Annotated in this window: 19 protein-coding genes, 2 tRNA genes and 1 riboswitch; of the genes, 17 read left to right on the top strand and 4 right to left on the bottom strand. The window is 42.5% G+C overall.

Going from position 1 to position 26,597, the window contains the following annotated elements; genetic code table 11:
- Nucleotide 1: 1 nt before the first annotated feature.
- Complete coding sequence (gene gltB, locus DMZ48_RS07250) at nt 2-4,522, bottom strand: glutamate synthase large subunit (RefSeq protein WP_143954462.1); 4,521 nt, start codon at nt 4,520-4,522, stop codon at nt 2-4.
- Nucleotides 4,523-4,927: 405 nt separating this feature from the next.
- Between gltB and DMZ48_RS07245 the strand changes: the two genes are divergently transcribed.
- Together DMZ48_RS07245 and DMZ48_RS07240 are read left to right on the top strand one after the other, a co-directional pair.
- Complete coding sequence (locus tag DMZ48_RS07245; RefSeq protein ID WP_162558679.1) at nt 4,928-5,995, top strand: GHMP family kinase ATP-binding protein; 1,068 nt, start codon at nt 4,928-4,930, stop codon at nt 5,993-5,995.
- A gap of 17 nt (nt 5,996-6,012) precedes the next feature.
- Complete coding sequence (locus tag DMZ48_RS07240) at nt 6,013-6,873, top strand: sugar phosphate nucleotidyltransferase (RefSeq protein ID WP_143954460.1); 861 nt, start codon at nt 6,013-6,015, stop codon at nt 6,871-6,873.
- A gap of 50 nt (nt 6,874-6,923) precedes the next feature.
- Here the strand turns inward: DMZ48_RS07240 and DMZ48_RS07235 are convergent, their stop codons facing one another.
- Nucleotides 6,924-8,066 (bottom strand): acyl-CoA dehydrogenase, encoded by a 1,143-nt coding sequence (locus tag DMZ48_RS07235; RefSeq protein WP_143954459.1) that lies wholly within the window; start codon nt 8,064-8,066, stop codon nt 6,924-6,926.
- Between the two features lie 87 nt (nt 8,067-8,153).
- Here DMZ48_RS07235 and DMZ48_RS07230 point away from each other — a divergent pair, with 87 nt between their 5' ends.
- From DMZ48_RS07230 to DMZ48_RS18535, 13 genes are all read left to right on the top strand, one after another.
- Entirely contained in the window at nt 8,154-9,221 is a 1,068-nt protein-coding gene (locus tag DMZ48_RS07230) for an anhydro-N-acetylmuramic acid kinase (RefSeq protein ID WP_143954458.1), read from the top strand.
- A 241-nt stretch (nt 9,222-9,462) separates the two neighbouring features.
- Nucleotides 9,463-10,689: a Glu/Leu/Phe/Val dehydrogenase dimerization domain-containing protein gene (locus DMZ48_RS07225; RefSeq protein ID WP_143954457.1), complete on the top strand. Its 1,227-nt coding sequence runs from the start codon at nt 9,463-9,465 to the stop codon at nt 10,687-10,689.
- A gap of 19 nt (nt 10,690-10,708) precedes the next feature.
- The gene (gene nhaD, locus DMZ48_RS07220; RefSeq protein WP_143954456.1) at nt 10,709-12,079 is read left to right on the top strand and encodes a sodium:proton antiporter NhaD; all 1,371 of its coding nucleotides are present in this window, start codon (nt 10,709-10,711) and stop codon (nt 12,077-12,079) included.
- Between the two features lie 48 nt (nt 12,080-12,127).
- Entirely contained in the window at nt 12,128-12,817 is a 690-nt protein-coding gene (locus DMZ48_RS07215) for a MotA/TolQ/ExbB proton channel family protein (protein WP_143954455.1), read from the top strand.
- A 68-nt stretch (nt 12,818-12,885) separates the two neighbouring features.
- The gene (locus DMZ48_RS07210) at nt 12,886-13,272 is read left to right on the top strand and encodes an ExbD/TolR family protein (protein ID WP_143954454.1); all 387 of its coding nucleotides are present in this window, start codon (nt 12,886-12,888) and stop codon (nt 13,270-13,272) included.
- 1 nt (nt 13,273) lies between these two features.
- Nucleotides 13,274-14,203 carry an energy transducer TonB gene (locus DMZ48_RS07205; protein WP_143954453.1) on the top strand — a complete coding sequence of 310 codons (930 nt, stop codon included), beginning with the start codon at nt 13,274-13,276 and terminating at the stop codon, nt 14,201-14,203.
- 2 nt (nt 14,204-14,205) lie between these two features.
- A complete protein-coding gene (locus DMZ48_RS07200) occupies nt 14,206-15,414 on the top strand; it encodes a bifunctional folylpolyglutamate synthase/dihydrofolate synthase (RefSeq protein WP_143954452.1) in 1,209 nt (402 codons plus the stop codon).
- An 83-nt stretch (nt 15,415-15,497) separates the two neighbouring features.
- A tRNA-Val gene (locus DMZ48_RS07195) sits at nt 15,498-15,575 on the top strand.
- Between the two features lie 154 nt (nt 15,576-15,729).
- A tRNA-Val gene (locus DMZ48_RS07190) sits at nt 15,730-15,804 on the top strand.
- A gap of 176 nt (nt 15,805-15,980) precedes the next feature.
- A complete protein-coding gene (locus DMZ48_RS07185; RefSeq protein ID WP_143954451.1) occupies nt 15,981-16,754 on the top strand; it encodes a class I SAM-dependent methyltransferase in 774 nt (257 codons plus the stop codon).
- 5 nt (nt 16,755-16,759) lie between these two features.
- The gene (locus DMZ48_RS07180) at nt 16,760-17,275 is read left to right on the top strand and encodes a flavodoxin family protein (protein ID WP_143954450.1); all 516 of its coding nucleotides are present in this window, start codon (nt 16,760-16,762) and stop codon (nt 17,273-17,275) included.
- A gap of 115 nt (nt 17,276-17,390) precedes the next feature.
- Nucleotides 17,391-17,580: riboswitch (cobalamin riboswitch) on the top strand.
- Between the two features lie 135 nt (nt 17,581-17,715).
- Nucleotides 17,716-20,019 (top strand): 5-methyltetrahydropteroyltriglutamate--homocysteine S-methyltransferase, encoded by a 2,304-nt coding sequence (metE, locus tag DMZ48_RS07175; RefSeq protein WP_143954449.1) that lies wholly within the window; start codon nt 17,716-17,718, stop codon nt 20,017-20,019.
- On the top strand, nt 20,019-20,168 hold the full coding sequence (locus DMZ48_RS18535; RefSeq protein ID WP_162558678.1) for a hypothetical protein: 150 nt from the start codon (nt 20,019-20,021) through the stop codon (nt 20,166-20,168). The genes metE and DMZ48_RS18535 overlap by 1 nt, the downstream gene beginning before the upstream one ends.
- 69 nt (nt 20,169-20,237) lie before the next feature.
- Here the strand turns inward: DMZ48_RS18535 and DMZ48_RS07170 are convergent, their stop codons facing one another.
- Nucleotides 20,238-22,094, bottom strand: coding sequence for a family 43 glycosylhydrolase (locus DMZ48_RS07170; protein ID WP_242009146.1), 1,857 nt, complete (start codon nt 22,092-22,094; stop codon nt 20,238-20,240).
- A gap of 186 nt (nt 22,095-22,280) precedes the next feature.
- On the opposite strand from DMZ48_RS07170, the gene DMZ48_RS07165 reads away from it, so the two are divergent.
- Nucleotides 22,281-23,465 carry an OprO/OprP family phosphate-selective porin gene (locus DMZ48_RS07165; protein ID WP_143954448.1) on the top strand — a complete coding sequence of 395 codons (1,185 nt, stop codon included), beginning with the start codon at nt 22,281-22,283 and terminating at the stop codon, nt 23,463-23,465.
- Between the two features lie 24 nt (nt 23,466-23,489).
- Entirely contained in the window at nt 23,490-24,086 is a 597-nt protein-coding gene (locus tag DMZ48_RS07160; RefSeq protein WP_143954447.1) for a hypothetical protein, read from the top strand.
- Nucleotides 24,087-24,139: 53 nt separating this feature from the next.
- Here the strand turns inward: DMZ48_RS07160 and galB are convergent, their stop codons facing one another.
- Nucleotides 24,140-26,584, bottom strand: coding sequence for a beta-galactosidase GalB (gene galB / locus DMZ48_RS07155; RefSeq protein WP_143954446.1), 2,445 nt, complete (start codon nt 26,582-26,584; stop codon nt 24,140-24,142).
- Nucleotides 26,585-26,597 lie beyond the last annotated feature (13 nt).

Raw genomic sequence — 26,597 nt, 5'->3', positions numbered from 1 at the left:
ACTATGCTGTTGTAAGTTGTTTTTCTTTTGATTCGTTTTCTTTGGCCATTGCCTCAAGTGCTCTTTTGTATTCAGTTGGCATAACCTTGATGAATGAACCCGCATTCGCTTCCCAGTTTTCGAGAATCGATTTTGCCAGCGGACTATCGGTATAGGCTGCATGTTTGGAGATCAATGATTTCACTTCCGTTTGATCCTGATTTGAAAGTTCTTCAAGTTCGATCATTTCCATGTTGAAATTATTCTGATCCACCCGGTTTTCCGGGTTATAGATGTAGGCGATACCACCACTCATTCCTGCAGCAAAATTTCGTCCGATCTTTCCAAGAATAACCGCAATACCTCCGGTCATATATTCGCATCCGTGGTCACCGATTCCTTCGACAACGGCTTTGGCTCCTGAATTTCTTACCAGGAATCGTTCTCCTGCAATACCATTGATATAAGCTTCTCCGGTAATGGCGCCATACATGGCCACATTTCCGATGATCACATTTTCTTCCGGTTTAAAGGTGGAACCCTCCGGTACCTTCACGATGAGTTTACCACCTGAAAGTCCTTTTCCGAAATAATCATTGGAATTTCCGTTGATCTTAAGAGTAACACCATGGGTGGCAAATGCTCCGAAACTCTGTCCTGCAGATCCGAAGAAATTTAGGATCAGGGTGTCTTCCGGTAAGCCTTGTTCCCCATGAATCTTCGAGATCTCGTTGCTCAATATCGCTCCGGTCGTACGGTTGATATTGCTGATGGGGAAATCAAGCGACATCTTTTCCTTTCTGTACACTGCCGGGTGGGCTTTACTCAGGATGTCAAAATCCAGAACATGTTCCAGATGATGATCCTGCTTTTCAGTATTGTAAAGCTGAACATGATCAGCGACCATCGGCTTATATAAGATGTTGGAGAGGTCTATGCCTTGCGCTTTATAATGACTAATAGCACGGTTCATATCCAGTTTCTGACTTTGACCGACCATTTCGTTGATACTTCTGAATCCGAGATCTGCCATAATCTGACGTAGCTCCTGTGCAACAAAATACATGAAGTTGATCACGTGTTCGGGAGTACCTTTGAAGTTTTTACGTAACTCAGGATCCTGGGTTGCAATTCCAACCGGGCAGGTGTTCAGGTGACAAGCACGCATCATGATACATCCGGAAGCAACCAACGGTGCTGTTGCGAATCCGAATTCTTCTGCACCCAGAAGGCAGGCGATGGCAACATCACGTCCTGTTTTAAGCTGACCGTCACATTCAACAACGATTCGGCTTCTCAGGTCATTCAATACCAGGGTTTGCTGGGCTTCTGCAATACCGAGCTCCCACGGTAGCCCTGCATGTCTTAATGAGGTAAGGGGAGACGCTCCGGTTCCTCCGTCATATCCGGAGATCAAAACTACATCCGCTTTTGCTTTTGCAACCCCCGCTGCGATCGTTCCTACACCAACTTCCGATACCAGTTTTACATTTACTCTGGCCTCACGATTCGCATTTTTCAGGTCGAAGATCAATTGAGCAAGATCCTCGATCGAATAGATGTCGTGGTGTGGCGGCGGTGAAATGAGTCCGACATAGGGAGTCGAATTTCTGGTCTTTGCAATAGAAGGATTTACCTTAGGTCCCGGCAATTGACCACCTTCTCCTGGTTTAGCACCCTGAGCCATTTTGATCTGGATCTCTTTGGCATTCGTCAGATAGTTGATGGATACCCCGAATCGTCCTGAGGCTACCTGCTTAATGGCACTGTTTCTCCAGTTTCCATTGAGGTCCTTGTGGAATCTTTCTGCATCTTCACCACCTTCTCCGGAGTTGCTTTTTCCGCCGATCCTGTTCATTGCTATGGCCAGATTCTCATGTGCTTCCTTACTGATTGATCCGAAAGACATGGCGCCCGTTTTAAAACGTTTTACGATGTCGGTCCATGGTTCAACCTCATCAATTGGAATTGGGTTGAGATCTTTGAATCTGAACATGCCACGAAGGGTCATTAACCTTTCGCTCTGTTCATTGATCATTTGAGCATATTGCTCATAGCTTTCATATTTATTGAATCGAACCGCTTGCTGCAATTTAGCAACGGTGGTCGGGTTGAACATATGTCGTTCTCCATTTCTTCTCCAGCGATAATCACCTCCGATATCAAGGTCCAGACTTGCAAAGTCTTCTTTGCTGATAAATGCATCGTTGAAACGTTTCTGGATTTCTTTTTCAATTTCATAGATGCCGATACCTTCTATTCTGGAAGTCGTATTACAGAAATACGTGTCTACGAATTTTTGGTTCAGCCCAAGGGCTTCAAAGATCTGGGCTCCCCGGTAAGAATGCAGGGTAGAGATACCGATCTTGTTCATGATCTTGATGATTCCTTTTGCGATCGCTTTATTGAAATTGTATACCGCTTTGTCGAAATCATAAGGAATCTCACCCTTAGAACACATTTCAGCGATGATTTCATTAACCATATACGGGTTGATCGCACTGGCACCGTAGCCGAACAATAATGCGAAATGATGCGGTTCTCTCGGTTCTGCAGATTCTATAATGATTCCGATGGATGATCGCTTACCTCTTTTTTTCAGTGAATGGTGTACATAAGAACAAGCCAGTATTGCCGGGATTGGAGCCAGTTTGTCGGAAACACCACGATCTGATAGGATCACGATATTACACCCATGGTCAATGGCGAGGGATATCTCGTCAACGATCGTCTCCATTCGACTCTCAAGAGCATTTAGCCCTTTATCAGCTTCGTACAGAATGGCAACAGATTTTGCCTTAAAATCAGGATGCTCCAGGAATTTGATCTTGTCAAGGTCTTCATTGGAGATCACAGGATTTTGAATCTTTAATTTTTTACATTGCTCCGGAATGATGTCAAAGATGTTTTTGTCACCACCAATACAGATACTGGTGTCAGTAACGATCTCCTCCCGGATACCATCCAGAGGAGGATTCGTTACCTGTGCAAATAGTTGTTTGAAGTAATTGTAAAGTAGTTGTGGCTTATCTGAAAGTACTGCTAGCGGAGTGTCTGTTCCCATAGATCCGATCGCTTCCTTTCCTTGAGAAGCCATTGGTCCTATCAATGTTTTTATATCTTCCTGAGTGTATCCGAAGAGTTTTAGTCGGGTGAGGAATTCGACATCCTCAACCGGTGTTTTGTTTCCAGTGTAAGGAATATTGGCAAGTGGTAAAAGGTTTTCATCGAGCCATTCACGGTAAGGACGTTTGTTTACAATGGAATTCTTTACTTCTTCATCACCGATGATCCTTCCTTCATTCATATCTACCAGGAACATTCTTCCCGGTTCGAGTCGTCCGTGTAGTTCTACATTGTCCGGTTTTACGTCGATCACCCCAGTTTCTGAAGACATGATTACATAACCATCTTTCGTAACCGTATAACGAGAGGGTCTCAATCCGTTACGGTCGAGTAAGGCGCCTATGTAGTTACCATCGGTAAACGGGATAGATGCCGGTCCGTCCCAGGGCTCCATGATACATGAGTTATATTCATAGAAAGCCTTTTTATTGTCTGGCATGGATTGGTGTCTTTCCCAGGCTTCAGGAACCATCATCATCATAGCTTCCGGTAACGATCTTCCGGTTTGCAGTAAAAGTTCAAGAACCATATCCATAGAAGCCGAATCTGATTTTCCTTCGAGTACGATCGGTGGAATCTCCTTGATCGTTTCTCCAAATAGTTCGCTTTTGAAAAGCTCTTCCCTGGCCTTCATTCGGCTGAGGTTTCCTCTCAGCGTATTGATCTCTCCATTATGACACATATAGCGGAATGGCTGGGCAAGATCCCAGGTAGGGAAGGTGTTTGTTGAGAAGCGTTGGTGTACCAATGCCAGTTTGGTCACCACTTCCGGTTGCATCAGATCCCGATAATAGGTGCTGATGTCTTGCGGCATTAAAAGTCCTTTATATATAAGAGTGCTGGTAGAAAGACTGGTGAAATAAAAATATCCGGACTCTGATAATTGTGAATTAAGGATTTCGTGTTCTGTGATTTTTCTTGCAGCAAATAATTTTGCATTAAAATCGCTTTCACTGAGATCCTGACCGTTCATATCGATGAACACTTGCTTTATGATCGGTTCGGTTTCTGCTGCGATCTCACCGATACAGCTGTGGTCAACCGGGACATCACGCCAACCTATGACCCGAAGACCTTGTTTGTGTACCTGGCGATTAAAACTGTTGATACAGATGAGCGATTGATTTTCCGATCTTGGAAGGAAAACCATACCTACGGCATAGGATTTCGGTTCCGGTATTTCGAAGTCGCATACCTTTTTAAAATAGGCATGTGGAATCTCGATCAGGATACCTGCTCCATCCCCTGTTTTTCCGTCTGCACTAACCGCCCCTCTATGCTCCAGACGTATTAAGATGTCCAGTGCTTTATGTATGATGTCGTTAGTTCGTATTCCGTTTAAATTGCAGATGAATCCGGCCCCGCAATTATCATGTTCGAACTCTGGTGAGTAAAGTCCTAGTCTTCCTGGCTTCATAATTTCGTGATTTACACAAATTTATCAATAAAGCTGCGGAATATTCAAAGTCGGAATCAAAAAGATGTTATTAATTTAAGTATATAAAATAATTTGTATAAATAATGTAAATATGTAATTTCCAGATATCCAATATTACCATATCGTTAAATATAGGCGTGTAAAAGAGCTGAACATTAGTAATTTAGGGGTGGTGTATCGCTTCATTTGTAATTTTTTAATCTAACCCCCTAAAAAAATAGGGGTATGTGTCTGTTTAACTCTTAAATTGGGTGGTTTGCCTGTTATTTTAAGGGGTAAATGCCCGGATATATTTGTGTTTTTTTAACGCAAAGTCAAATTTTAGAATAAAATTAATAGTTGGAATCTGAGTATTTTTGTGAATTTTTGCCAGTAATTATGAATATGAATGAAATTGAAATAATCGCTCCCGGACGTATTTGTCTATTTGGCGATCATCAGGATTATCTTGGTCTTCCTGTGATAGCATGTGCTATTGACCGGACAATACATTTAAAGGCAATTCCGAATACTCTTTCGCATTTTAGAATTAATATGCCGGATATCGACCAGCGATTTGTCATCAATGTAGATGCAAATGATCTTGGAGGTTCGGATAAGTTCTTCGTCGCTGCATTACGGGTTTTACGACGTCATGGGTTTATTCCTGCAAATTCGTATGATCTGGAGGTGTATGGAAATATCCCTATCAATGCAGGTTTGTCGAGTTCTTCGGCTTTGGTCGTTGCCTGGGTAGCGTTCCTGTTAAAGGCTTGTGGCAGCGAGATCGATAAACAACAGGTCGCACGTTTGTCTTATGAGGCAGAAGTTCTGGAGTTTTCAGGTCCGGGTGGACTTATGGATATGTATTCTATCAGTTTAGGTGAAGTAATCTTTCTGGATACCGTTAGTGGCAGCCATGAGGTTTTGAAATCATCGCTGGGAACCTTTGTGATAGGGGTTTCCGGTGTAGCAAAGGAAACGCTGGCGGTGCTTGCGGCAAAAGGGACGCTAACCAAAAAGGCTATTTCACAGATTCAAAGAGCTGTGCCAGCTTTTGATCTAAAAGAGAGTACTGTTGAAGATTTTGATCGCTATCAGGAATTGGTAGATGAAGATTTGCTGCCTTTGTTTGAGGCGGCGATAAAGAACTATGATATAACCCGGAAAGCACATAAACTTTTAAAAGAGGAGGTTCTTGATCTTGAAATACTTGGAGCGTTGATGTATGACCATCATAGGTTACTAAGCGAAAATATTGGAGTTTCTGTTCCTTTAGTGGATGCGATGGTGACTGCGGCAATGAAGTCCGGTGCCTTTGGAGGGAAGATCGTTGGTTCCGGAGGAGGAGGTTGTATGGTAGCCTGGTGTGCGCCGGATAAGTCGGAGGAAGTGATCAGAGCGATCATGGATACGGGTGCTGCGGATGCGTTTGTAGTTGAGGTTGCTAAAGGAATTGAATTGGGTTTCTGATCTGAGATAAAAAAATTATGGAAGCTATACTTGTAATATTGGCCGGAGGTGCCTCCTCGAGAATGAAAAAGTCCTTGGCAGACGGATCTGTGGATCCGGAAACCATCAAAAAGGCAAATTCAATAAGTAAGGGACTTATACCGCTGGGAGATTCCGGAAATTCTCTTTTGGATTATCTGATAAAGAATGCTGTTAAAGCAGGCTATAAGAATATCATTCTGGTGACCGGTGAAGATGCCGTCTTGTTTCATGAACGGTTTGGCGGATCAGTCAGGGATAATATATATAATGGTGTAAAAATTCATTTTGCAACCCAATTCATACCTCAGGGCAGAGAGAAGCCTTTCGGCACTGCAGATGCCCTATTTCAGTGCCTTCAACAATATCCGGAGCTTTGTGAAACGTTTTTCAGTGTGTGTAACAGTGATAATCTTTATTCGGAACATGTGCTGAGGGTAATGCTTGAGACTGATTACGATAATGCCCTGATCGCTTATGATCGGGATGCACTCGGTTTCGATAAAGAAAGGATTTCAGGATTTGCAGTTATGAAGTTCGATCATGAACATCGTCTGATCGATATTTTGGAAAAACCTGAACCCTCGATCGTTGATACGTATCGTGATGATCACGGTAAGGTTAGGGTGAGTATGAATATCTTTCGCTTTTCCGGTAAGGATATTTACGCGTATTTGGAACATTGTCCCGTTAATCCTGTCAGGAATGAAAAGGAGTTGCCGACAGCCGTGTTGAATATGGTGGCAGGGAAAAATGGAGAGATGTACGGTGTTCCGGTATCTGAAAAAGTTCCCGATCTGACGTCAAAGAGTGATATCCGGCTTTTGACAGAATTTCTTGCAAAAGAAGACCGGAACTGATAATTTGTTCCGGTCTTTCCTTTAAGTAGTTTTAGTAGTGATTGTTATTGTTAATCTCTTAACAGGCTCCGTGAAATTACGATCTTCTGAATTTCTGAAGTTCCTTCATAGATCTGCGTGATCTTGGCATCACGCATCATGCGTTCTACATGATATTCTTTTACGTATCCGTTCCCTCCGTGAATTTGCACGGCTTCTATACTGGTGTCCATAGCCACTTGTGAGGCATATAACTTTGCCATAGCTCCGGAGGTGTCATAATTGTTGTCTTGGTCTTTGTCCCATGCTGCTTTGTGTACAAGGTGTCGGGCTGCTTCGATCTGGGTTAGCATATCGGCAAGCTTAAAAGCGATAGCTTGATGATTGCAGATCTCAGTGCCGAAGGCTTTACGAACTTTAGAATAATCCCGTGCCAGTTCATAAGCACCGGCAGCGATACCTAAAGCCTGGGAGGCAATACCAATTCGCCCTCCTGCCAGGGTTTTCATAGCAAATTTGAATCCGAATCCATCTTCGCCAATTCTATTATCCTTAGGAACCTTGACGTCGGTAAACATGAGTGAATGCGTGTCACTTCCTCTGATTCCGAGTTTCTGTTCTTTCGGCCCCAGTTCAAATCCGGCCATACCTTTTTCGACGATAAGTGCGTTGATACCTTTATGCCCTTTTTCAGGATAAGTTTGTGCGATCACCAGGTAAACATCTGCAGTCCCACCATTGGTGATCCAATTCTTGGTTCCGTTCAGGAGGTAATGATCACCTTGGTCGATTGCAGTCGTTTTTTGAGAAGTGGCATCACTACCGGCTTCTGGTTCAGAAAGGCAAAATGCGCCGATGATTTCACCTTTTGCGAGGGGTTTCAGATATTTTTGTTTCTGTTCTTCCGAGCCGAAGTGTTCAAGTCCCCAACAGACCAATGAGTTATTTACACTCATGATTACTGCTGCCGAAGCGTCGACCTTTGCGATCTCCTCCATGGCGAGAACATATGCAAGGGTGTCCATGCCGCTTCCTCCATATTCTTCCGATACCATCATTCCCAAAAATCCCAGTTCTCCCATCATTTTAACCTGTGCTGCCGGAAATTCTTGTTTTTCATCTCGTTCGATCACGCCAGGCAATAGCTCATTTTGTGCAAAATCACGTGCTGCCTGCTGTATCATAAGATGTTCTTCAGATAAGTTGTAGTCCATAGTTATTTTGATATATTTTTAAAAAAAGCGCTTAAAGATAAATTTTTATTGCAATTTTTTCAATCGATCTTCATTATTTTTACCATAATGGAAACAGCTATATATAAAGTCATTGGTGTTATGTCGGGGACCTCATTAGACGGAATGGACCTGGCGCAAATAGAATTTCGAAAAAGAGAATCATGGGAATTTAAATTAGGTGTCTGTGAAACAGTACCTTATCCACAGGACTGGTTTGAGGCGCTCCGCGGTGCCATGGATCTGAGCAGAGACCAGTTACTACTGTTGAACCAGCGGTATACGGAGTTTCTCGGAAATGTGATCAGCGATTTTGTCAATCGGAATAATTTAGATGATATCGATTTTGTCGCCTCGCATGGGCATACGGTGCTCCATCAACCGCAGAAAAAACTAACCTTACAGATCGGAAATCTTCCCGCGATCGCTGATGTTGCAGGCTTACCTGTGGTATGTGATTTCAGGGTGGCCGATGTTATGTTAGGCGGACAGGGAGCTCCTTTAGTACCGATCGGGGATAAGCTTTTATTTGGGAATTATGATTATTGTTTGAATCTTGGAGGTTTCGCTAATGTTTCAATGGAGGATCCGACTGGTACGCGAATTGCTTACGATATATGTGCGGTGAATACAGTGATGAATCATTTTGCAACCCTTCTGGGGGAGAATTATGATGACCGGGGTAAAATGGCGGCTTCCGGATCGGTCAATGAATCCTTGAAATTGGAATTGGATGCTTTGGATTTTTACAGGGAGTCTCCGCCAAAATCATTGGGGATGGAATGGGTGTCACAACATGTATTACCGATCTTCGAAAAATATGAGATGGAGCCGGCCGATCATTTACGTACCTGGGTGGCGCATATCGCTGAGCAGATCGGGAGTGTATTTTCTGTGGGTACCAAAGTACTGGTTACTGGTGGTGGAGCGATGAATGATTTTCTGATGAAAGAGATCACTGCCCATACCGATGCTGATCTTGAAATCCCGGATCGTCTGGTACTGGAATATAAGGAGGCGCTCATCTTTGGGCTGCTGGGTGTTTTGAAAATGCGCAATGAGATAAACTGCTTGAAAAGTGTTACCGGGGCATCTCATGATCACAGCAGCGGTGTTTATTTTACGCCAATTAGATAAAAAGAATACTAAAAACGCTGCAAAAGCGATCTGATGATTGGTTGAGATTGTTTTGTGTCTGCAAAACTATCCGCGATACAGAAGCACTGATCGCGCCACATGTCAGAATCAGGATTGTGCTGTCTGGTACCGTCACTTTTGATAAAATCGTTTTACCTCTCGAACATTCCTGTTGAATTCTTTCGATTTTAACATCCTTGCTGACTTAGTTTTTTATATTTGTGAACATTTAAAATTAGGAATGAAAGAACTTCTTACACAATACGAGGAAAAATCTCCCGAAATAGTGTTTTATTGGAAAGACCCCGAAACTGAAGCTGAAGGCTGGGCAGTTATCAATTCCTTACGTGGTGGCGCTGCAGGTGGTGGTACCAGAATGAGAAAAGGACTTGATATGAACGAGGTGTTATCGCTGGCCAAGACTATGGAAGTGAAGTTCACCGTTTCAGGACCTGCGATAGGTGGGGCGAAATCTGGGATCAATTTTGATCCTAAGGATCCCCGAAAAAAGGGGGTGCTGGAACGTTGGTATAAGGCTGTTTCCCCACTCCTTAAAAGTTATTATGGTACTGGTGGAGATCTCAATGTTGATGAGATCCATGAAGTAATACCGATCACCGAAGAATGCGGGGTTTGGCACCCTCAGGAAGGGGTGTTTAACGGCCATTTTAAACCTACAGAAGCTGATAAGATCAATAGGATTGGTCAGTTGCGACAGGGGGTGATCAAAGTTCTCGAGAATGATACGTTTTCTCCAAACATAGCTAGAAAATATACCGTTGCTGATATGGTAACCGGATATGGAGTGGCAGAAGCTGTTCGATACTTTTATGATATCTATGGTGGTACGGTCAAAGGAAAGAGAACAATCATACAAGGCTTCGGTAATGTTGGTGCGGCAGCTGCCTTCTATTTGTCTCAAATGGGAGCAAAGGTGATCGGAATCATCGATGTGGTTGGCGGACTAATCAATACCGACGGATTTACATTTGAGGAGATTCGGGAGTTATATCTCAATAAGAAGGGTAATACGCTGGATGCTCCGAACCTGATTCCGTTTGAAGAGATGAATGAGAGGATTTGGGATCTCAACGCGGAAGTCTTTGCACCTTGCGCGGCATCACGACTTATCACCCGGGAACAGATCGGAAGACTGATCGATGCCGGATTGGAAGTGGTGAGTTGCGGGGCTAATGTGCCTTTCGCAGATAAGGAAATCTTTTTCGGAGATATCATGGAATATACCGATAAGCAGATCAGTCTCATCCCTGACTTCATATCCAATTGTGGTATGGCACGGGTTTTTGCATATTTTATGGAACGTAAGGTAGAAATGTCAGATGAGGCCATATTTGCAGATACCTCAAATACAATCAGAAGAGCCCTTCAAAATACATTTAATCACAGCGGTGCTAAAACAAATATTAGTAGTACTGCTTTTGAAATCGCGTTAAAACAACTAATTTAGACGAAACTAACAGAACTCTATGGAAACCATAATTATTATTTTATTTGTTTTAGGTTATCTGGCCATCACCTTAGAGCATAATTTAAAGATAGATAAACTTATCCCCGCTCTTTCAATGATGGCTCTTTTATGGGCTGTGATCGCCCTGAATCATATGTCAGTGTTCGAAGTTAACACCGAATTGAGAGAGCTCGAACCGACACATCTGGATGAAATTTTACTGCATCATCTGGGTAAAACCGCCGAAATTCTGGTCTTCCTAATCGGAGCGATGACCATCGTTGAGATCATCGATTATTTTGACGGATTTGCCACTATCAAAGGTTATATCAAAACCCGTAATAAACGTACGTTACTTTGGATCTTCAGTATCCTTGGTTTTGTGCTTTCTGCAATTATTGACAACCTGACAGCGACCATCGTGCTGATTACCATTCTTCAAAAGGTATTGAGTGACAGAGAACTTCGTTTGTGGTTTGCAGGTATGATTATCATCGCTGCAAATGCAGGTGGAGCCTGGTCGCCGATCGGTGACGTAACCACTACGATGCTGTGGATTGGAAATAAAGTTACTACTGCTCAACTTGTGGAACACGTGTTTGTGCCTTCTATATTCTGTATGGCATTGCCAACTTTTATCGCTTCTCGTCTTCCTATATTTAAAGGAAGTATCGAAGGTGATTTCAGTAGTGAAGCACCCGCATCTAAATATGGTTCCAGAATGCTATACCTGGGATTGGGATCGATCGTTTTCGTGCCGATCTTTAAAACCATAACACATTTGCCACCTTATGTAGGTATGATGCTTTCACTCGCATTAGTTGCAACATTCGCTGAAATTTACAGCCGTTCTAAATTCAGTCTTTCTGAAGTGCATATCGATGACGAATCTGCCGATACACAAGGACACCATAGTCCGGTGCATCATTCACTTTCGAGAATTGAGTTGCCGAGTATCTTATTCTTTCTGGGGATTTTAATGGCTGTAGCGGCACTGGAATCTTTAGGTATGTTATTCCATTTTGCAGAAGGACTTGAAAATATGATGCCGATGCTGGGTACCGAATCTATGGGTGAAAAAGTTTCTGATCTTGTGGTACTCTTCCTTGGAGTTGGTTCGGCGGTTATCGATAATGTACCATTGGTTGCAGCCAGTATGGGTATGTTCTCTGCAGGTATTGATGATCCGGTTTGGCACTTTATCGCCTATTCAGCTGGAACTGGTGGAAGTATGTTGATCATTGGGTCTGCAGCAGGTGTTGTTGCTATGGGAATGGAAAAGATCGATTTCTTCTGGTATCTCAAAAAGATCAGCTGGCTTGCCTTTGCCGGATTCATGGGAGGAGGTATCGCCTTTATCATGATACGTAATTTCATCCTGAATGCATAATTTTTAATATCTTTTAGCGTTATTAAGTTTTAACCTATTTATACACCTATGTTACTATTCCAAGAAGCCTCACAGGAGGTAGTAGATGAAATTCTGACGGAAGAGAAGACGTTATCAGTTGTCGATTTGATCGTTAACGGGGGAACCGGAAGTATTGTTATAATACTTATTCTCTTCGTATTGCTCTTTGTTGCACTGTATATTTACTTTGAGCGCATCTTCGCGATCAAGGCGGCATCCAGGATCGATAAGAATTTCATGAACCAAATCAAAGACCATGTATCTAACGGTAAGCTTGAATCGGCTAAGATACTTTGTGCTCAAACCGATTCGCCGGTTGCGAGACTAACTGAAAAAGGTATTTCACGTATCGGAAAGCCGTTAGAAGATATCAATAAAGCTATTGAGAATGCCGGGACACTCGAAGTTTATAAACTCGAAAAGAATGTCAGTATTCTGGCGACTGTAGCCGGTGCTGCTCCGATGATCGGATTCCTCGGAACTGTGATCGGTATGATTATTGCCTTTCATCAAATGGCTACCAGTGGTGGTCAGGCTGAGATGGGGCAGTTGGCAAGTGGTATTTATACCGCGATGACCACAACCGTTGCTGGTTTGGTCGTTGGGATCATTGCCTATATCGGTTATAATCACCTGGTGGTACGTACCGAAAAGGTAGTGCATAATATGGAAGCCCATGCGGTTGAATTCCTGGATCTGTTGAACGAACCGATCTGATAACCTGGCTGTTTAAAGCTTTGCACAGGAATTTTTCTGTATTGTATTTAACCTAATGCTTTACAATAATGAAACTTAAAGGAAGAAATAAGGTTTCTCCGGAATTCAGTATGAGTTCCATGACGGATATCGTGTTCTTGTTACTGGTATTCTTCATGCTTACTTCTAATGCTCCTAATGCATTGGATCTGCTCTTGCCGAAGGCTAAAGGGAAATCAACCAATACACAGAACGTTTCAGTAAGTATCGATAAGAACCTGGATTTCTTTGTTGATAACGTCAAAGTCAAGGAAGAATTCCTTGAGACAGAATTGAAACGCCGCCTGAATAATGTGGAAAAACCTACCATTATTCTAAGAGCGGAAAAAAGTGTTCCGATCGATAATGCCGTTCATGTAATGGATATCGCAAATCAGAATAATTATAAAGTAATACTCGCGGTTCGACCGAAATAATATGTCATTACTGGATACCAGACATAAACGTAAATCATTCACCCTGACAAGCATTCTTATCAGCGGATTGATATTGTTATTGTTTTATGTAGGTTTGTCCTATTTAGATCCGCCACTGGAATCCGGTATCTCGGTTAATTTTGGAACCACCAACTTTGGAAGTGGTACAGTACAACCCAAGGAAAAGATAAAAAGTGAACCGGTAAATAAGCCCATTAAGGAACAACCTCAGGAAGTGAAGGAAGTGACTCCGCCAACCCCGGCAGAGCCCGAACCTCAGGAGACCGCAGAGAAGGCTGAAAAGGTAATTACTCAGGATAATGAGGAGGCCATTGCGATCAAAAAAGCAGAAGAGGAGAAGAAGAAAATAGAAGATGCAAGGCGCAAGGCAGAGGCTGAAGCTGAACGACTCGAGCGAGAACGTAAAGCTGAAGAGGCTCGTAAAGAAGCCGAGCGCAAAGCAGAAGAAGAGCGTGTCCGTCAGGAGCAGGAAGCGAAGAAACGAAAGCTCGACGCCATGATGGGAGGGCTTAATAAATCGGATGGAACAGCGACAGGTAGCGAAGGTGATGATGGCAAACCCGGCGATAAAGGCCAGTTAAATGGAGATCCTTATGCCAGTAGTTATTTCGGTAGCCCTGGAACCGGATCCGGAGGTGTCGGATATGGATTGAATGGTAGAAATCTGGTTTCCGGTGATAAGTTCGTTCAGGATTGTAATGAATCAGGGAGAGTTGTGGTTAAGATCGAAGTTGATCGGAATGGTAATGTGGTGAATGCAACTCCGGGTGTTAAAGGTTCGACCAATACCGCTCAATGTTTAAAGGAGGCTGCTGAAAAGACTGCACGTTCCTATCGATGGAATTCTGATGCCAATGCCCCTGCCAGGCAAATCGGATTCGTAGTGGTTAACTTCAAATTAGGGGAATAAAAATGACTTATGATGAAACGGTAGGCTGGATGTTCCGGCAGTTACCGATGTATCAGAAAGTGGGGAAGTCTGCTTTTAGACCGAAGCTTTCTAATACCATTGAATTTGCAGGGCATCTCGATGATCCGCAACAAAAATTTAAGTCGGTACACGTGGCTGGGACCAACGGAAAAGGGTCTACCAGTCATATGATCGCTTCCATTCTACAGGAAGCCGGTTACAAAACAGGTTTATATACTTCTCCTCATTTAAAGGATTTTCGTGAACGTATTCGGATTGATGGTGTACCTGTAAGTGAAACTTATGTAGTTGATTTTATTGAAAAACATAAAGATTTTCTTGAGAATCTTGGAGTTTCTTTTTTTGAGATGACTGTTGGGATGGCATTTGCATGGTTTGCCGAACAAGAGGTTGATGTTGCTGTGATAGAGGTCGGTTTGGGAGGAAGACTGGATTCTACCAATATTATTACTCCGGAACTTTCAGTGATTACAAATATCGGATTAGATCATACGGATATTCTGGGTGATACTTTAGAGAAAATCGCTGCAGAGAAAGCGGGGATTATAAAGAAAGGCGTTCCGGTGGTGATTGGTGAGTTTCAGGAAGAGACCTTGCCGGTTTTCGAAAATATCGCCAAGACCATGAATGCTCCACTGATCAAAGCATGGGACTATCAAACCGATCTTAAAAGTGATCTTATCGGTTTTTATCAGGAACTTAATGTTCGAACTGTAGTTTCCGCCATTCGGAATTTAAGAACCTTTAAAATAAGTGAGTCTGCCATTAAGAAAGGGTTGCTAAATACCGTAAATAATACAGGATTGTTAGGCAGGTGGCAACAACTTGGAGAGAGTCCGCTGATCATTTGTGATACGGCCCATAATACTGAAGGGTTAAAAGTGGTGACCCGTCAGATCGCAGCACAGAAATATGATCGCCTGCATATGGTATTGGGGGTGGTTAAAGAGAAAAATTTGAGTACCCTGTTACCACTTTTACCGAAAAATGCAATTTATTACTTCACGGAACCAGAAATTCCAAGAGCACTTCCTGCATCCGAATTCGCTGCGAAGGCTGAATCATATGGATTGCAGGGATCGGTATTTCCTTCAGTTCCAATAGCTTTGGAAGCTGCCAGAAATAACGCTTCTCCAGAGGATATGATATTTGTGGGGGGGAGTACCTTCGTGGTTGCAGAAATAGTTTGATTTTTTTTGTTTTATACTTTGCAGGGTTAAAAAACTGTTCTATATTTGCATCCGCAATCAGGCAAATATGTCGATCGCAAAAGGGGCGATTAGCTCAGCTGGTTCAGAGCACCTGCCTTACAAGCAGGGGGTCACTGGTTCGAATCCAGTATCGCCCACCACCTTAAAACCTCATCGAAAGGATGAGGTTTTTTCTTTGAAAAGGGAAAGTAAGCCGAAAGGTTAAATGTATTGAAAGTTCATTTTTATCTTTGCAAGATTGAAAATAGTGTTATATTTGCACCCGCTATCAGGCAAAGATATCGAAAGCATAAAGGGCGATTAGCTCAGCTGGTTCAGAGCACCTGCCTTACAAGCAGGGGGTCACTGGTTCGAATCCAGTATCGCCCACAACCTTTAATAAAACCTCATCAATTCGATGAGGTTTTTTATTTTATGGTATTCTGAAAAACAGAATTCAGAAAACTGGTAACTGCTTTCTTCTTCACCGCTGCTCCACCCAACCTATTTTTAATTGTTGTATTTTTAAACATGATAATCATTACACGTAAATTCAGAAAATTATCATGAAAGCAACCGAAACATGGAATCCTGATCTATATAACGATAAACATTCGTTTGTTTATGACTATGGCAATAGTCTGATCGAATTACTCGAACCGAAAAATGGTGAACATATCCTGGATGTTGGTTGCGGTAGTGGACAGCTTACCTCACAGATCGCATCATTCGGAAGTTCCACGGTAGGAATCGATAGCTCGGAAACTATGATTATGGATGCGCGTATCAGATTTCCTCAATTGCGTTTCGAAGTTATGGATGCTTCAGATCTGAAATTTCAAGAAAAGTTTGATGCAGTTTTTTCGAATGCCGCTTTGCATTGGGTTCTGGATTCTCGCGGTGCAGCAGTTTCAATGTTCAATTGTCTAAATCCCGGTGGCAGACTTGTTTTGGAAATGGGAGGAAAAGGAAATGTGCAGGCTATTATAGAATCTTTGCGTAAAATTCTTGCTAAATACGGCTACCACAAGCAAGCAGCTCATGAACAATGGTTTTTTCCTTCGATTGCGGTTTACGCTGCAATTCTGGAGGATGCGGGTTTCAGGATTAAATTGGCTCAACACTTCGATCGTCCCACGCTTTTGGCTGCCGAAGAAAGCGGGATAACTGACTGGCTTACGATGTTTGCAGATGGTTTTTTTGTCGGTGTAAATGCTAAAGACAGGATAGCCATTATGAATCAGGTGCAGGATGATCTGAAAGAGAGATGTCTGGTGGAGGGTAAATGGTATGCAGATTATAAACGCCTGCGAATCGTAGCTGAAAGGCCTATCTCCTGAGCATTATGGCATCACCTGAAAATACAGTAATAATTGCAGGTAGTTCCCGAAAGGAGGGCGATACTGCCAGATTGGTAAAAGACATTGCAACCCGAACACGATGGAGTCTTATATTTCTAAATGATGTTCATATCGAGCATTATAATTATGAGCACCGCTATAGGAATGATGATTTCCTGAACCTGATGGAGCAGATCATCACCTACGATACCATCATTTTCGCCACCCCGGTCTATTGGTACGCAATGAGTGGACGATTGAAAGTATTCATCGATCGATTGACTGATCTCCTCAAGATTCATAAAGAACTGGGACGTCAGCTAAGAGGAAAGAATATGGGAGTGGTTACCTCTTCGAACGGAGGAAATCTGGGTGAAGATTTCTGGATACCGTTTAAGGCCATTGCAGAATACCTGGGTATGAATTATATCGCCGATCTTCATACGATAGAAAATGAATCTGTCTCCGATGAGATCGATCTTTTTATTCAAAAGATAACTAAAGAGGCTGTCGATCGATAGATGTGCCTTTTATGGTTCGACTGTAAAGTTTTTTTAAGACCTTGAATTTTTATTTCTCGATTGCTCATTTTGAATCATCTTTAATAATTACTTTTGCTACGAGTTCTTTACTTAATTTCTTTCAAATGGGAAAGGTTACCGGCCGTGGTCGGTATGAAAAGGGAATCGTGTGAGAATCACGAACTGTCGCGCAACTGTGATGTAACAAACCAAAATCCGCTTCAATAGAATCCACTGTGAAAAATCATGGGAAGGAAGAAGCAGATGTTACCAGTCAGGAGACCTGCCTTTATCCGGTTGACAATGCTTTCGCGGTTTGAGGCTATTGGTTGAATATATCTCCGGATCAGTGTGTCCTGTTCAATCTTAAAGTTTCTAAAGCATTGTGAAATCAGGCAAAAGAGCTTTTAACGAATTATTAATTTATTAAAAGCGATGTTATGCTAACAAACAATCTAGGTTACCCCAGGATCGGGGCTAACCGGGAATTGAAAAGAGCCTGCGAGAGTTTCTGGGCAGGTAAGATCACGCTTGAAGAGTTAAAGAAGAACGGACTTCAGCTGCGTGAAATGAATTGGAAGACGCAAAAGGACAGTGGGATCGATCTCATTCCTTCCAACGATTTTTCCTTCTATGATCAGGTGCTTGATCTGTCACTCATGTTAGGCGTTATTCCCAGGCGATTTAGAGACCTTAGCGATCTTGATTCCATGGAACTTTACTTTGCAATGGCAAGAGGTTATCAAAAAAACGGTTACGATATCACCGCTCTGGAAATGACCAAATGGTTTGATACAAACTATCATTATCTGGTGCCTGAATTCGTGATAGATCAGCAATTTAGAGTCGGGAATTCCAAGGTATTACAAGAATTCCTCGAAGCCAAGAAATTAGGTATTATTACCAAGCCAGTGCTGGTAGGTCCGGTAACCTTTCTATGGTTAGGAAAAGAAAAGGAGACGGAATTCAACCGAATGGACCTGATCGATAGATTGCTGCCGGAGTATGTTGCGATCTTAAAGGAACTTGAACAGGCTGGTGCAGAATGGATCCAGATCGATGAGCCGTATCTGGTGACCGATATCGATGAAGAGTTAAAAGAAGTTTATAAGCGCGTTTATGCGCAATTGGTCCGGGAATGTCCTAATCTTAAAATTTTACTCACAACCTATTTCGATGGGTTGCTTGATAACACCTCTTTAGTACTCTCCTTACCTGTGGCCGGATTCCATATCGATCTGGTGAGGGCGCCGGAGCAATTAGAGGCTGTTCTGAGTGTTGTAGCTTCAAACACCTATCTGTCTCTCGGAGTCGTAGATGGTAGAAATATCTGGAAGAATAATTATAAAGATTCACTGGCACTTATGAAACGGGCAGCAGAAATATTGCCTGAGGAAAGGTTGATGATCGCATCTTCCTGTTCTTTACTGCACGCTCCTGTAGATCTTGAGACTGAGCGGGAAGGGAGCAGGCTCCATCCGGAAGTGCGTACCTGGTTATCTTTCGCAAGACAAAAGCTTTCCGAACTTGCCGACCTCAAGCTTTTATTTCAATCCAATGAGCAAGGGGTAATTGAGATCTTCAAAAAAAATAAGGAAATTCATGAAAGAAGGTCTTCGTTCTTAGAAGCGGAATCCGGTAAAAATGCATTCTTAGCGAAATTATCCCTCAAAGATGGATATAGAGATCATCCCTATTCAAAACGAGCTTTGCTTCAAAAAGAACGATTGCAATTACCGCTGTTCCCTACAACGACGATCGGGTCATTTCCTCAGACCATGGAGGTTAGGGCACTACGTTCGGAATGGAAAAAAGGTGTACTGACAAATGCTGAGTATGAAGCGCGAATGAAAAGTGCCATACAAAGTACTATTACGCTGCAGGAGGAAATCGGGTTGGATGTTTTGGTACACGGTGAATTTGAAAGAAATGATATGGTGGAGTATTTCGGGGAAATGCTCAACGGTTTTACGTTCACATCGAATGGATGGGTGCAGAGTTACGGCAGTCGTTGCGTGAAACCACCAATTATCTATGGCGAGGTTTCTAGATCGAATGCGATGACTGTAGCCTGGTCTGTTTATGCTGCTTCTTTGACCTCGAAGCATGTAAAGGGTATGCTTACCGGACCGGTTACTATTTTACAATGGTCATTTGTTCGCGATGACCAGCCTCGAAATGAAACCTGCCTCGAAATCGCAGCTGCGATAAGAGAAGAAGTTTCCGATCTGGAAGCTGCTGGAATAAGGATCATTCAGATCGATGAACCTGCGATACGTGAAGGACTTCCTCTCCGAAAGGGAGCGCAAGACCATTATTTAAAGTGGGCCGTATGGGCATTCAGGATCGCTTCCTGTGGGGTTTCAGATGCAACCCAAATACATACGCACATGTGTTATTCCGATTTTAATGATATTATAGAATGGATCGCTGAAATGGATGCAGATGTCATTACTATTGAGTGTTCCAGATCTCAGATGGAACTGTTGGATGCTTTCGCGAACTTTCAATATCCCAATGAAATAGGACCAGGTGTCTATGATATTCATTCGCCAAGAATTCCGACCAAAGAGGAGATGGTCAGTCTGTTATCAAAGGCGGAAACCTATATTCCGGCAGAACGTATATGGGTGAATCCTGACTGCGGTTTAAAGACCAGAGGTTGGGAAGAAACCATAGCTGCCTTAAAAACGATGGTTGAGGCTGCAGAAGTTGCAAGGCAGCAAGTGAATCAGGTAGTATAATGTACCCTATCGGAAATATGATGGCACTGGATATCTATCTGAATGAATTGGATGATTTTACGCTCACCAAGATAATGATCGATCTGAGGCAAGAAACGATGTATCCGGCTATTCCTGAGGCACGCGTGATCAGGCAGCTTATGGACTAGAAGTAATAAAGCCCCGGTATACAAGGCCGGGGCTTTAAACATAGGTCACTGATCAGTTGTTCATAAACCCTATTCCGTATAAAGTATTTCACTCCGTTCTGAGAGTCCGTTCTCGTTAAATGCCTCTACCTGATAGTAATATCCCTGGTCTGTGGTTAGTGCTCTGAGTTCATAATCGGGTTCGTCATAGATCAGCACATTTAAGTTGAGTCGGTCTTTTGCTATTCCCCAGTAAAGGGTATATCCTGTTGCCCCTTCCACAGCATCCCAGGTTAGGTCACAATTTCTGCGATCACTTTGTCGGCCGGCAGTAAAATTTCCAGGCGTTTCAGGAGGTGATTCCTTGCCTTTCCCAAAAATTCTGAATTCAGATATGGCGAGGTATGTATTGGTACAGGATACATGATTGTATCTTATAAATCGCGCTTCCTCTTCTTTTTCTAATTCGATATATCCGTGAGGCATATCACGATCGTTTTTGGATAGATCTGCGATAGTACGCCATTCTTTGCCATCGGAAGAGGCATCAATAGTAAATCGTTGTTTTAAGGTATCGGGTCTTCCAAAGATTTCGCTGTTGAAATCCTGAAAGTTGATCTGAACGGCGCTTACACCCATCGGTTTTTTAAGGTCGATCTCAACGAAAATGGAATCATTGTTCGTCGCAGATACCCAATAGGATCGTATTTCTTCATCATTTATCTTTTCTATCTCAAATCCCCGGATCTGTTCCTGCATATAACCGCCTTCACTTTCATCCACAACATTGATGTCTTTTTCAACAAGCGGTGAATTTGTTTTAACGGGTTTATGGTAGGATAGTAACATCCAACCGGTAAATCGTTCCTTGTGATCAGAAACTGTATGGTCGGGCAGGTAATGTGGGTAGTCTCCATATGCGGTATTCACATACATCTGTCCGTCATCTTCAAAACCTGCGGGATACATACCCAGTCGTCTTTCAAATTTATAATTGACAGAAATCGCCATGGTTGAAAAATGCCAGAAATTGCCGTTATTGTCTTTTACGGTACTTCCATGGCCGGATCCTTTCAGAAATCCTCCAGGCTTATAAGAAATCGGATTGTATGGTGCGTAGTTAAAAGGCCCCAGAGGATTATTTGATGTGTATACTCCATCGGCATAGACATTCCATTGTGTTCCGGGTGCTCCATATTCCAGATAATAGGTGTCACCATGTTTTACCATCCAAGGTCCTTCGATAAATGGATCAATGTCTGATCTGTGATCCTGGCCAAAACGTTCCCATCCATGTTCATCGGGTTTTAAATTAAAGAGATCCTTCTGTTCTCCAATTGGGACATAATAATTCTCAGGATCGAGTTCTATTCCATGAATTGGAAAAACGTTAGAAGATTCTTCATACAGATAAACTTTCCCATCATCATCGACAAACAAATCAGGGTCCTGAACGCCATTGGGCATATTGATCACAGCAAAGTTCGTTGTCCAGTTACCGAGATCCGGATCATCAGTTTCGATCACTGCTCCCCGTCCGGAGGGGTCACCCAATACGATGATCTTACCGTCTTTGACCGCCGCCGCAGGAGCATTTGAACCATTGAAATACCAACTTTGGGGTCTTATAAAATTCCAGTTGCTCATATCATCTGAAACCCAGTAACCATGTGAACGAGTGACAAACATATAATATTTTCCCTTGAAATTTACGACAGCGGGGTCTGCGCCGGAACGATAGGAAACATTATTATTTGCCCGGTAATGCGACATGTACGAATAATCGATATCGATCGGATTACAATAGGTTTTGTAATTTTTCCTTCCGTTTTCAATGGTTTCAATGGTAGCAGAAGTTTCTGAATTTTTCTCTTTAACCGAGGTTGAACAGGCAGAAAACAAGAGTAGCAGCAGAAGTGGTATTGTAATATGCGACTGTATTTTCACCTTGAGTATATTAATGGGTTGCTGATTTAAATTTACAAATTAAAACGTTGATTATCAATCATTAAAGAATATTCTCTATTTTTATATAAGAACTGGGTATCATGCTAAATGATTATTCCTTGTTCTTTTTCAGATAGGAATTGCTCCAGGCCTGTCGCCTCAAAAGATTAACATCTTGATTTTGATATGCGATACATTCTGTTGTTCCTGATAATATTTAGTACTCGTGCATTTTATGCACAGGATAGTGTTACCGTTGAAATACAGGACCAAATTCGCTACAATAAAGGATTCGAATTTACGAGCAAGGATGGAATGTACCAGTTGCATCTTGAAGGACGCTTACAATTTCGATTTGCAACACCGGATGATCAGAATCCTCTGACTTATGAAGATTTCAATAGTGGAGATAAAGAGGTTTTTAAAATAAATCGTGCGCGACTGAAGATTGGTGGACATGCCTATCAACCCTGGTTGAAATATTATTTTGAATATGAGCTGTCTCAGGGGAATCTACTTGATTTTCGTATCATGATCGAGAAGTGGCCTTTTTTAAAATTCAAGATCGGGCAATGGAAAACCTATTACGGGCGTGAGCGTAGTATTTCTTCAGGGAAGCAGCAAATGCTGGAACGTTCGATCATAAACCGACCTTTTACACTGGATCGGCAGCAGGGTGTTGAGGTCTACGGAAGGGTGTTCCCTGAAACCTCATTTGACCTGACCTATCATATTTCGATTTTGACCGGAACTGGTCGTGGAGTTACGTCTAATGATGATGGTCATTTTATGTATGCAGGAAGATTGCAATATAACCTGTTTGGCCGGGAATTGGATTTCATAGGTTCAGATACTGATTTTCATGATGAATTCACCGGTCTTATTGCAGTTGGTGCAGCTACGAACCGAGGAATCTATACTCGATTTTCGCAATCCGGTGGAGGACAGTTAAGTGGTTATGAAGATGGTGAGGAAGACCAATATCGAATAAAACAATGGATGCAGGAATCTGCATTTATGTACCGTGGTTTTTCCTGGCAACAGGAATTGCACTTTAAGGAAATCTATGATCATGTGAATCTTACTACGAGATCATTATCCGGATATTATGTACAGGCCGGTTATTTTATGAATGGCCTTATCCACGGGATCCCTGAGAAGATGGAATTAGCAGGAAGATATGCGAGATACCAGCCGGATCGAAATCAGGATGGATTGATCGAAGAGGAATACAGTCTGGCTTTCAACTGGTTCTTTTCCGGACACCGGAATAAGCTCACGATCGATTATACCTGGTTCAATCTTGAGAATCCGGCATTGAGAGATGAGAATAAGGGTAGATTCAGAATACAATGGGATATTTCATTTTAAAACCTTATATAAACTTACTGCAAAATGACACTATTCGGTAAATCCGTACAAGCCCTGATCATTGGAGGGATGTTCTTATTACTCCCTTTGATCCTTATAATCTTTATCGTTGGAAAAGCGATAAAGATTCTTACCCCTTTTCTACAAAAGATTGTGGATTATACGGGTATACATACCGTTTTGGGGGCAGCTTCCTTAACGGTGGTTGGCATTATCGTACTCGTTCTTATGTGTATTTTGGGCGGACTTTTATTGCAAAGGAGTATGGTTCGGGAATGGAGTTCGAACGTGGAGGAGAAGCTCTATATTTTCTTTCCCGGATTACAACGCCTGCGTTACCAATATCTCGATAGGGCAGAGGAACCTGGGAATCGAAGATGGCGTGCGGGTATCTTCAGGGAAGATAAATTCTTTCGAATCGGATTTTTGATCGATAAGGATAAGGATGGGTATCTGACCATTTACTTACCGGATGCACCTAAAATGGATGCAGGAGAGTTACGGTTCGTAAAAGAGGAAGATTGTGAATTCTATGAAATGCCAATGCGTAGTGCGATCAAATCATTTCATAAGTTCGGTATGGGAGTTTTTCCAGAGGATATAATGAAAGGCAAGGTCTAAAAAAAGCCGCCTGAGAAATCAGGCGGCCGCTATGAAAGTGTTTGTTAGGTGTGTTATTTAACAGTATTAATTTTTACAGTGGCACTTTTTAATCCTTTTCCACTTACTTTGAGTTCCATGGTTCCGGCTTCTTCTTCTGACTGTACCAGAACGACCAGTTTTCCACTAAACAATTTCATTGTCGGTATATGGAATAGTTCAAGTGATGTTGCATCACCATTACAGGCGGCACGGTAGTGTCCATTTCCACTGACTTTGAACTTTAGGCTATGGGTAGCCGTGGGGCAGGGGATGCCATTCTTGTCAACCACAGAGGCAGTGACAAAGGAAATGTCTTTTCCATCCGCTTTAATCGTTTTTCTGTCCGGATCTAATACGATCTGATAAGGTTTCCCGGCAGTAGTGACTTCTTTTTCCATGGCGGGTTTCCCATTTTTATCATAGGCGATCACTTTAAGGGTTCCCGGTTCATATTTTACATCCATCCACATAAGTCTGTATCGGGTCTGATGGGTTGAATCATTTTTCTTTCGAATACCCTGACTTTTGCCATTTACAAAGAGTTCGGCACTTTGATAACTCGTGTAGGCGAATACCGGTGTGGTTTCACCTTCACGACCTTCCCAGTTCCAGTGTGGTAAAATATGAAGGGTTTCTTCTTCTTTATTCCATCGGCTGCGATAGAGGTAAAAACGATCTTTAGGAAGTCCTGCAAGATCAGATATTCCAAAGTACGAACTTCTGGAGGGCCATTTCTCATCGTAAGGAGTGGGTTCTCCCAAATAATCGAATCCTGTCCAGACAAATTCGCCGATCACCCAAGGTTTGTTATCTTGTAATACAAAATCATCGTCAGGTAAATTAGACCAACTGCAATATTCCAGGTCATAGGAGGACGACTGAAAATCATCGTATTGCTTCATGCTGGCCTTTTCCACGGGGAACTTGTAGATGCCACGGGAACTAACGGTCGAAGCGGTTTCAGATCCAAGAATCAGACCCTGGGGGAACTTTTCATAGGCTTCTTCATACAGGTGAACACGGTAATTAAGTCCGGGGATGTCAAGGATGGCTCCAAAACCTGATTCCATAGTCGCTTTAACCTGGTCCATACCTACGGTAACCGGACGGGTAGGATCTTCTCTGTGGAAAATATCCTGAAGCCATTTGGCTCTTTTTACACCTTCGCTACCCCATTGGTCGGGTACTTCATTTCCGGAACTCCACATCACAACAGAAGGGTGATTTCTGGTGGCTCTTACCAGATTCACAACATCCCTTTCCGCATATTCATCAAAGAATCGGTTATAACCATTCTCCACTTTTGCTACTTTCCACTCATCAAAGCTTTCCGCTAAGAACAGGAAACCCATTTCATCACATAGCTCGAGCTGTTCGAAGGAAGGCATATTGTGTGAACTTCGGATGGCATTACATCCCATGTCTTTAAGAATAGTGAGTTGTCTTCGCAGTGCTGAGGTATTGATTGCACTTCCCAGTGGTCCAAGATCATGATGCAGGCAGACCCCTTTAAATTTAGTCACCTCGCCATTTAATACAAAACCCTTGTTTCGATCATATTCGATAGAGCGAATTCCGAATGGGGTTTCGTAGGTATCGGTTCTTTTGCCATTACTATACAGTTCAGAAACAATCTTATAGCGATATGGACTTTCAGGGCTCCATAATGAAGGATTGTCAACCTTTAGGTTTTGTTCGAAACGATTGCCGAATTCAGTAGTTGCAGAATCGCGGGTGATCAGATTTCCTTCAACATCATATATGGAGGATACCAGGGTTGTGTTCTCCCCGGAAACCTTGGTTTTGATATTTACTTGTGCCATTTCCTCAGAAACAACCGGTGTTGTAACAAAAGTTCCCCATTGATCGATACTTACGGGATCTTTGATGATAAGACTTACCTTGCGGTAGAGTCCGGCCCCGGGATACCAGCGTGAAGCAAATTGCTTGTTTTCAAGTCTTACAGCAAGTGTATTCTTTCCGGGTTTGAGGTCTTTTGTTACATCAAAATAGAAATAAGCATAACCATAGGCCCATTCACCAACCTTTTTACCGTTTAGATAAACCTGAGGTTCACTCATGGCACCTTCAAAGAAAAGAATCACTTTCTTTTGATCTTTGAGATCGGGTAATTCAAAAGTTTTGCGGTACCAACCGGTTCCGATATGAGGCAAGGATCCTGTACGTCCTGTCTTTTCAGTTGCCTGTTCTTCTTTGTTCTGTACAATAGCAACGGTTTGTTTGTCAATTTCTTTGTCAAAAGGTCCGTAAATCGCCCAGTCATGTGGAACATTCACCTTTTCCCATGAAGCGTCATTGAAGTTTTCCTGAAAGGCATTCTGTGGATCTCCCTTACTGAATTTCCAATCTTTATCAAGTATAATAATCTCTCGTTCCTGAGCATAGTTCTGCATCATCGAGATCACTATACATATTCCGAAAAGCAGATACTTCATTCTTTCTAATTTTCGCTTCATAGGTTTTTGGGTA

It is taken from the genome of Robertkochia solimangrovi, from assembly GCF_007279655.1.
GTDB lineage: Bacteria > Bacteroidota > Bacteroidia > Flavobacteriales > Flavobacteriaceae > Robertkochia > Robertkochia solimangrovi.
This window is presented reverse-complemented; position numbering and strand designations above follow the sequence as displayed.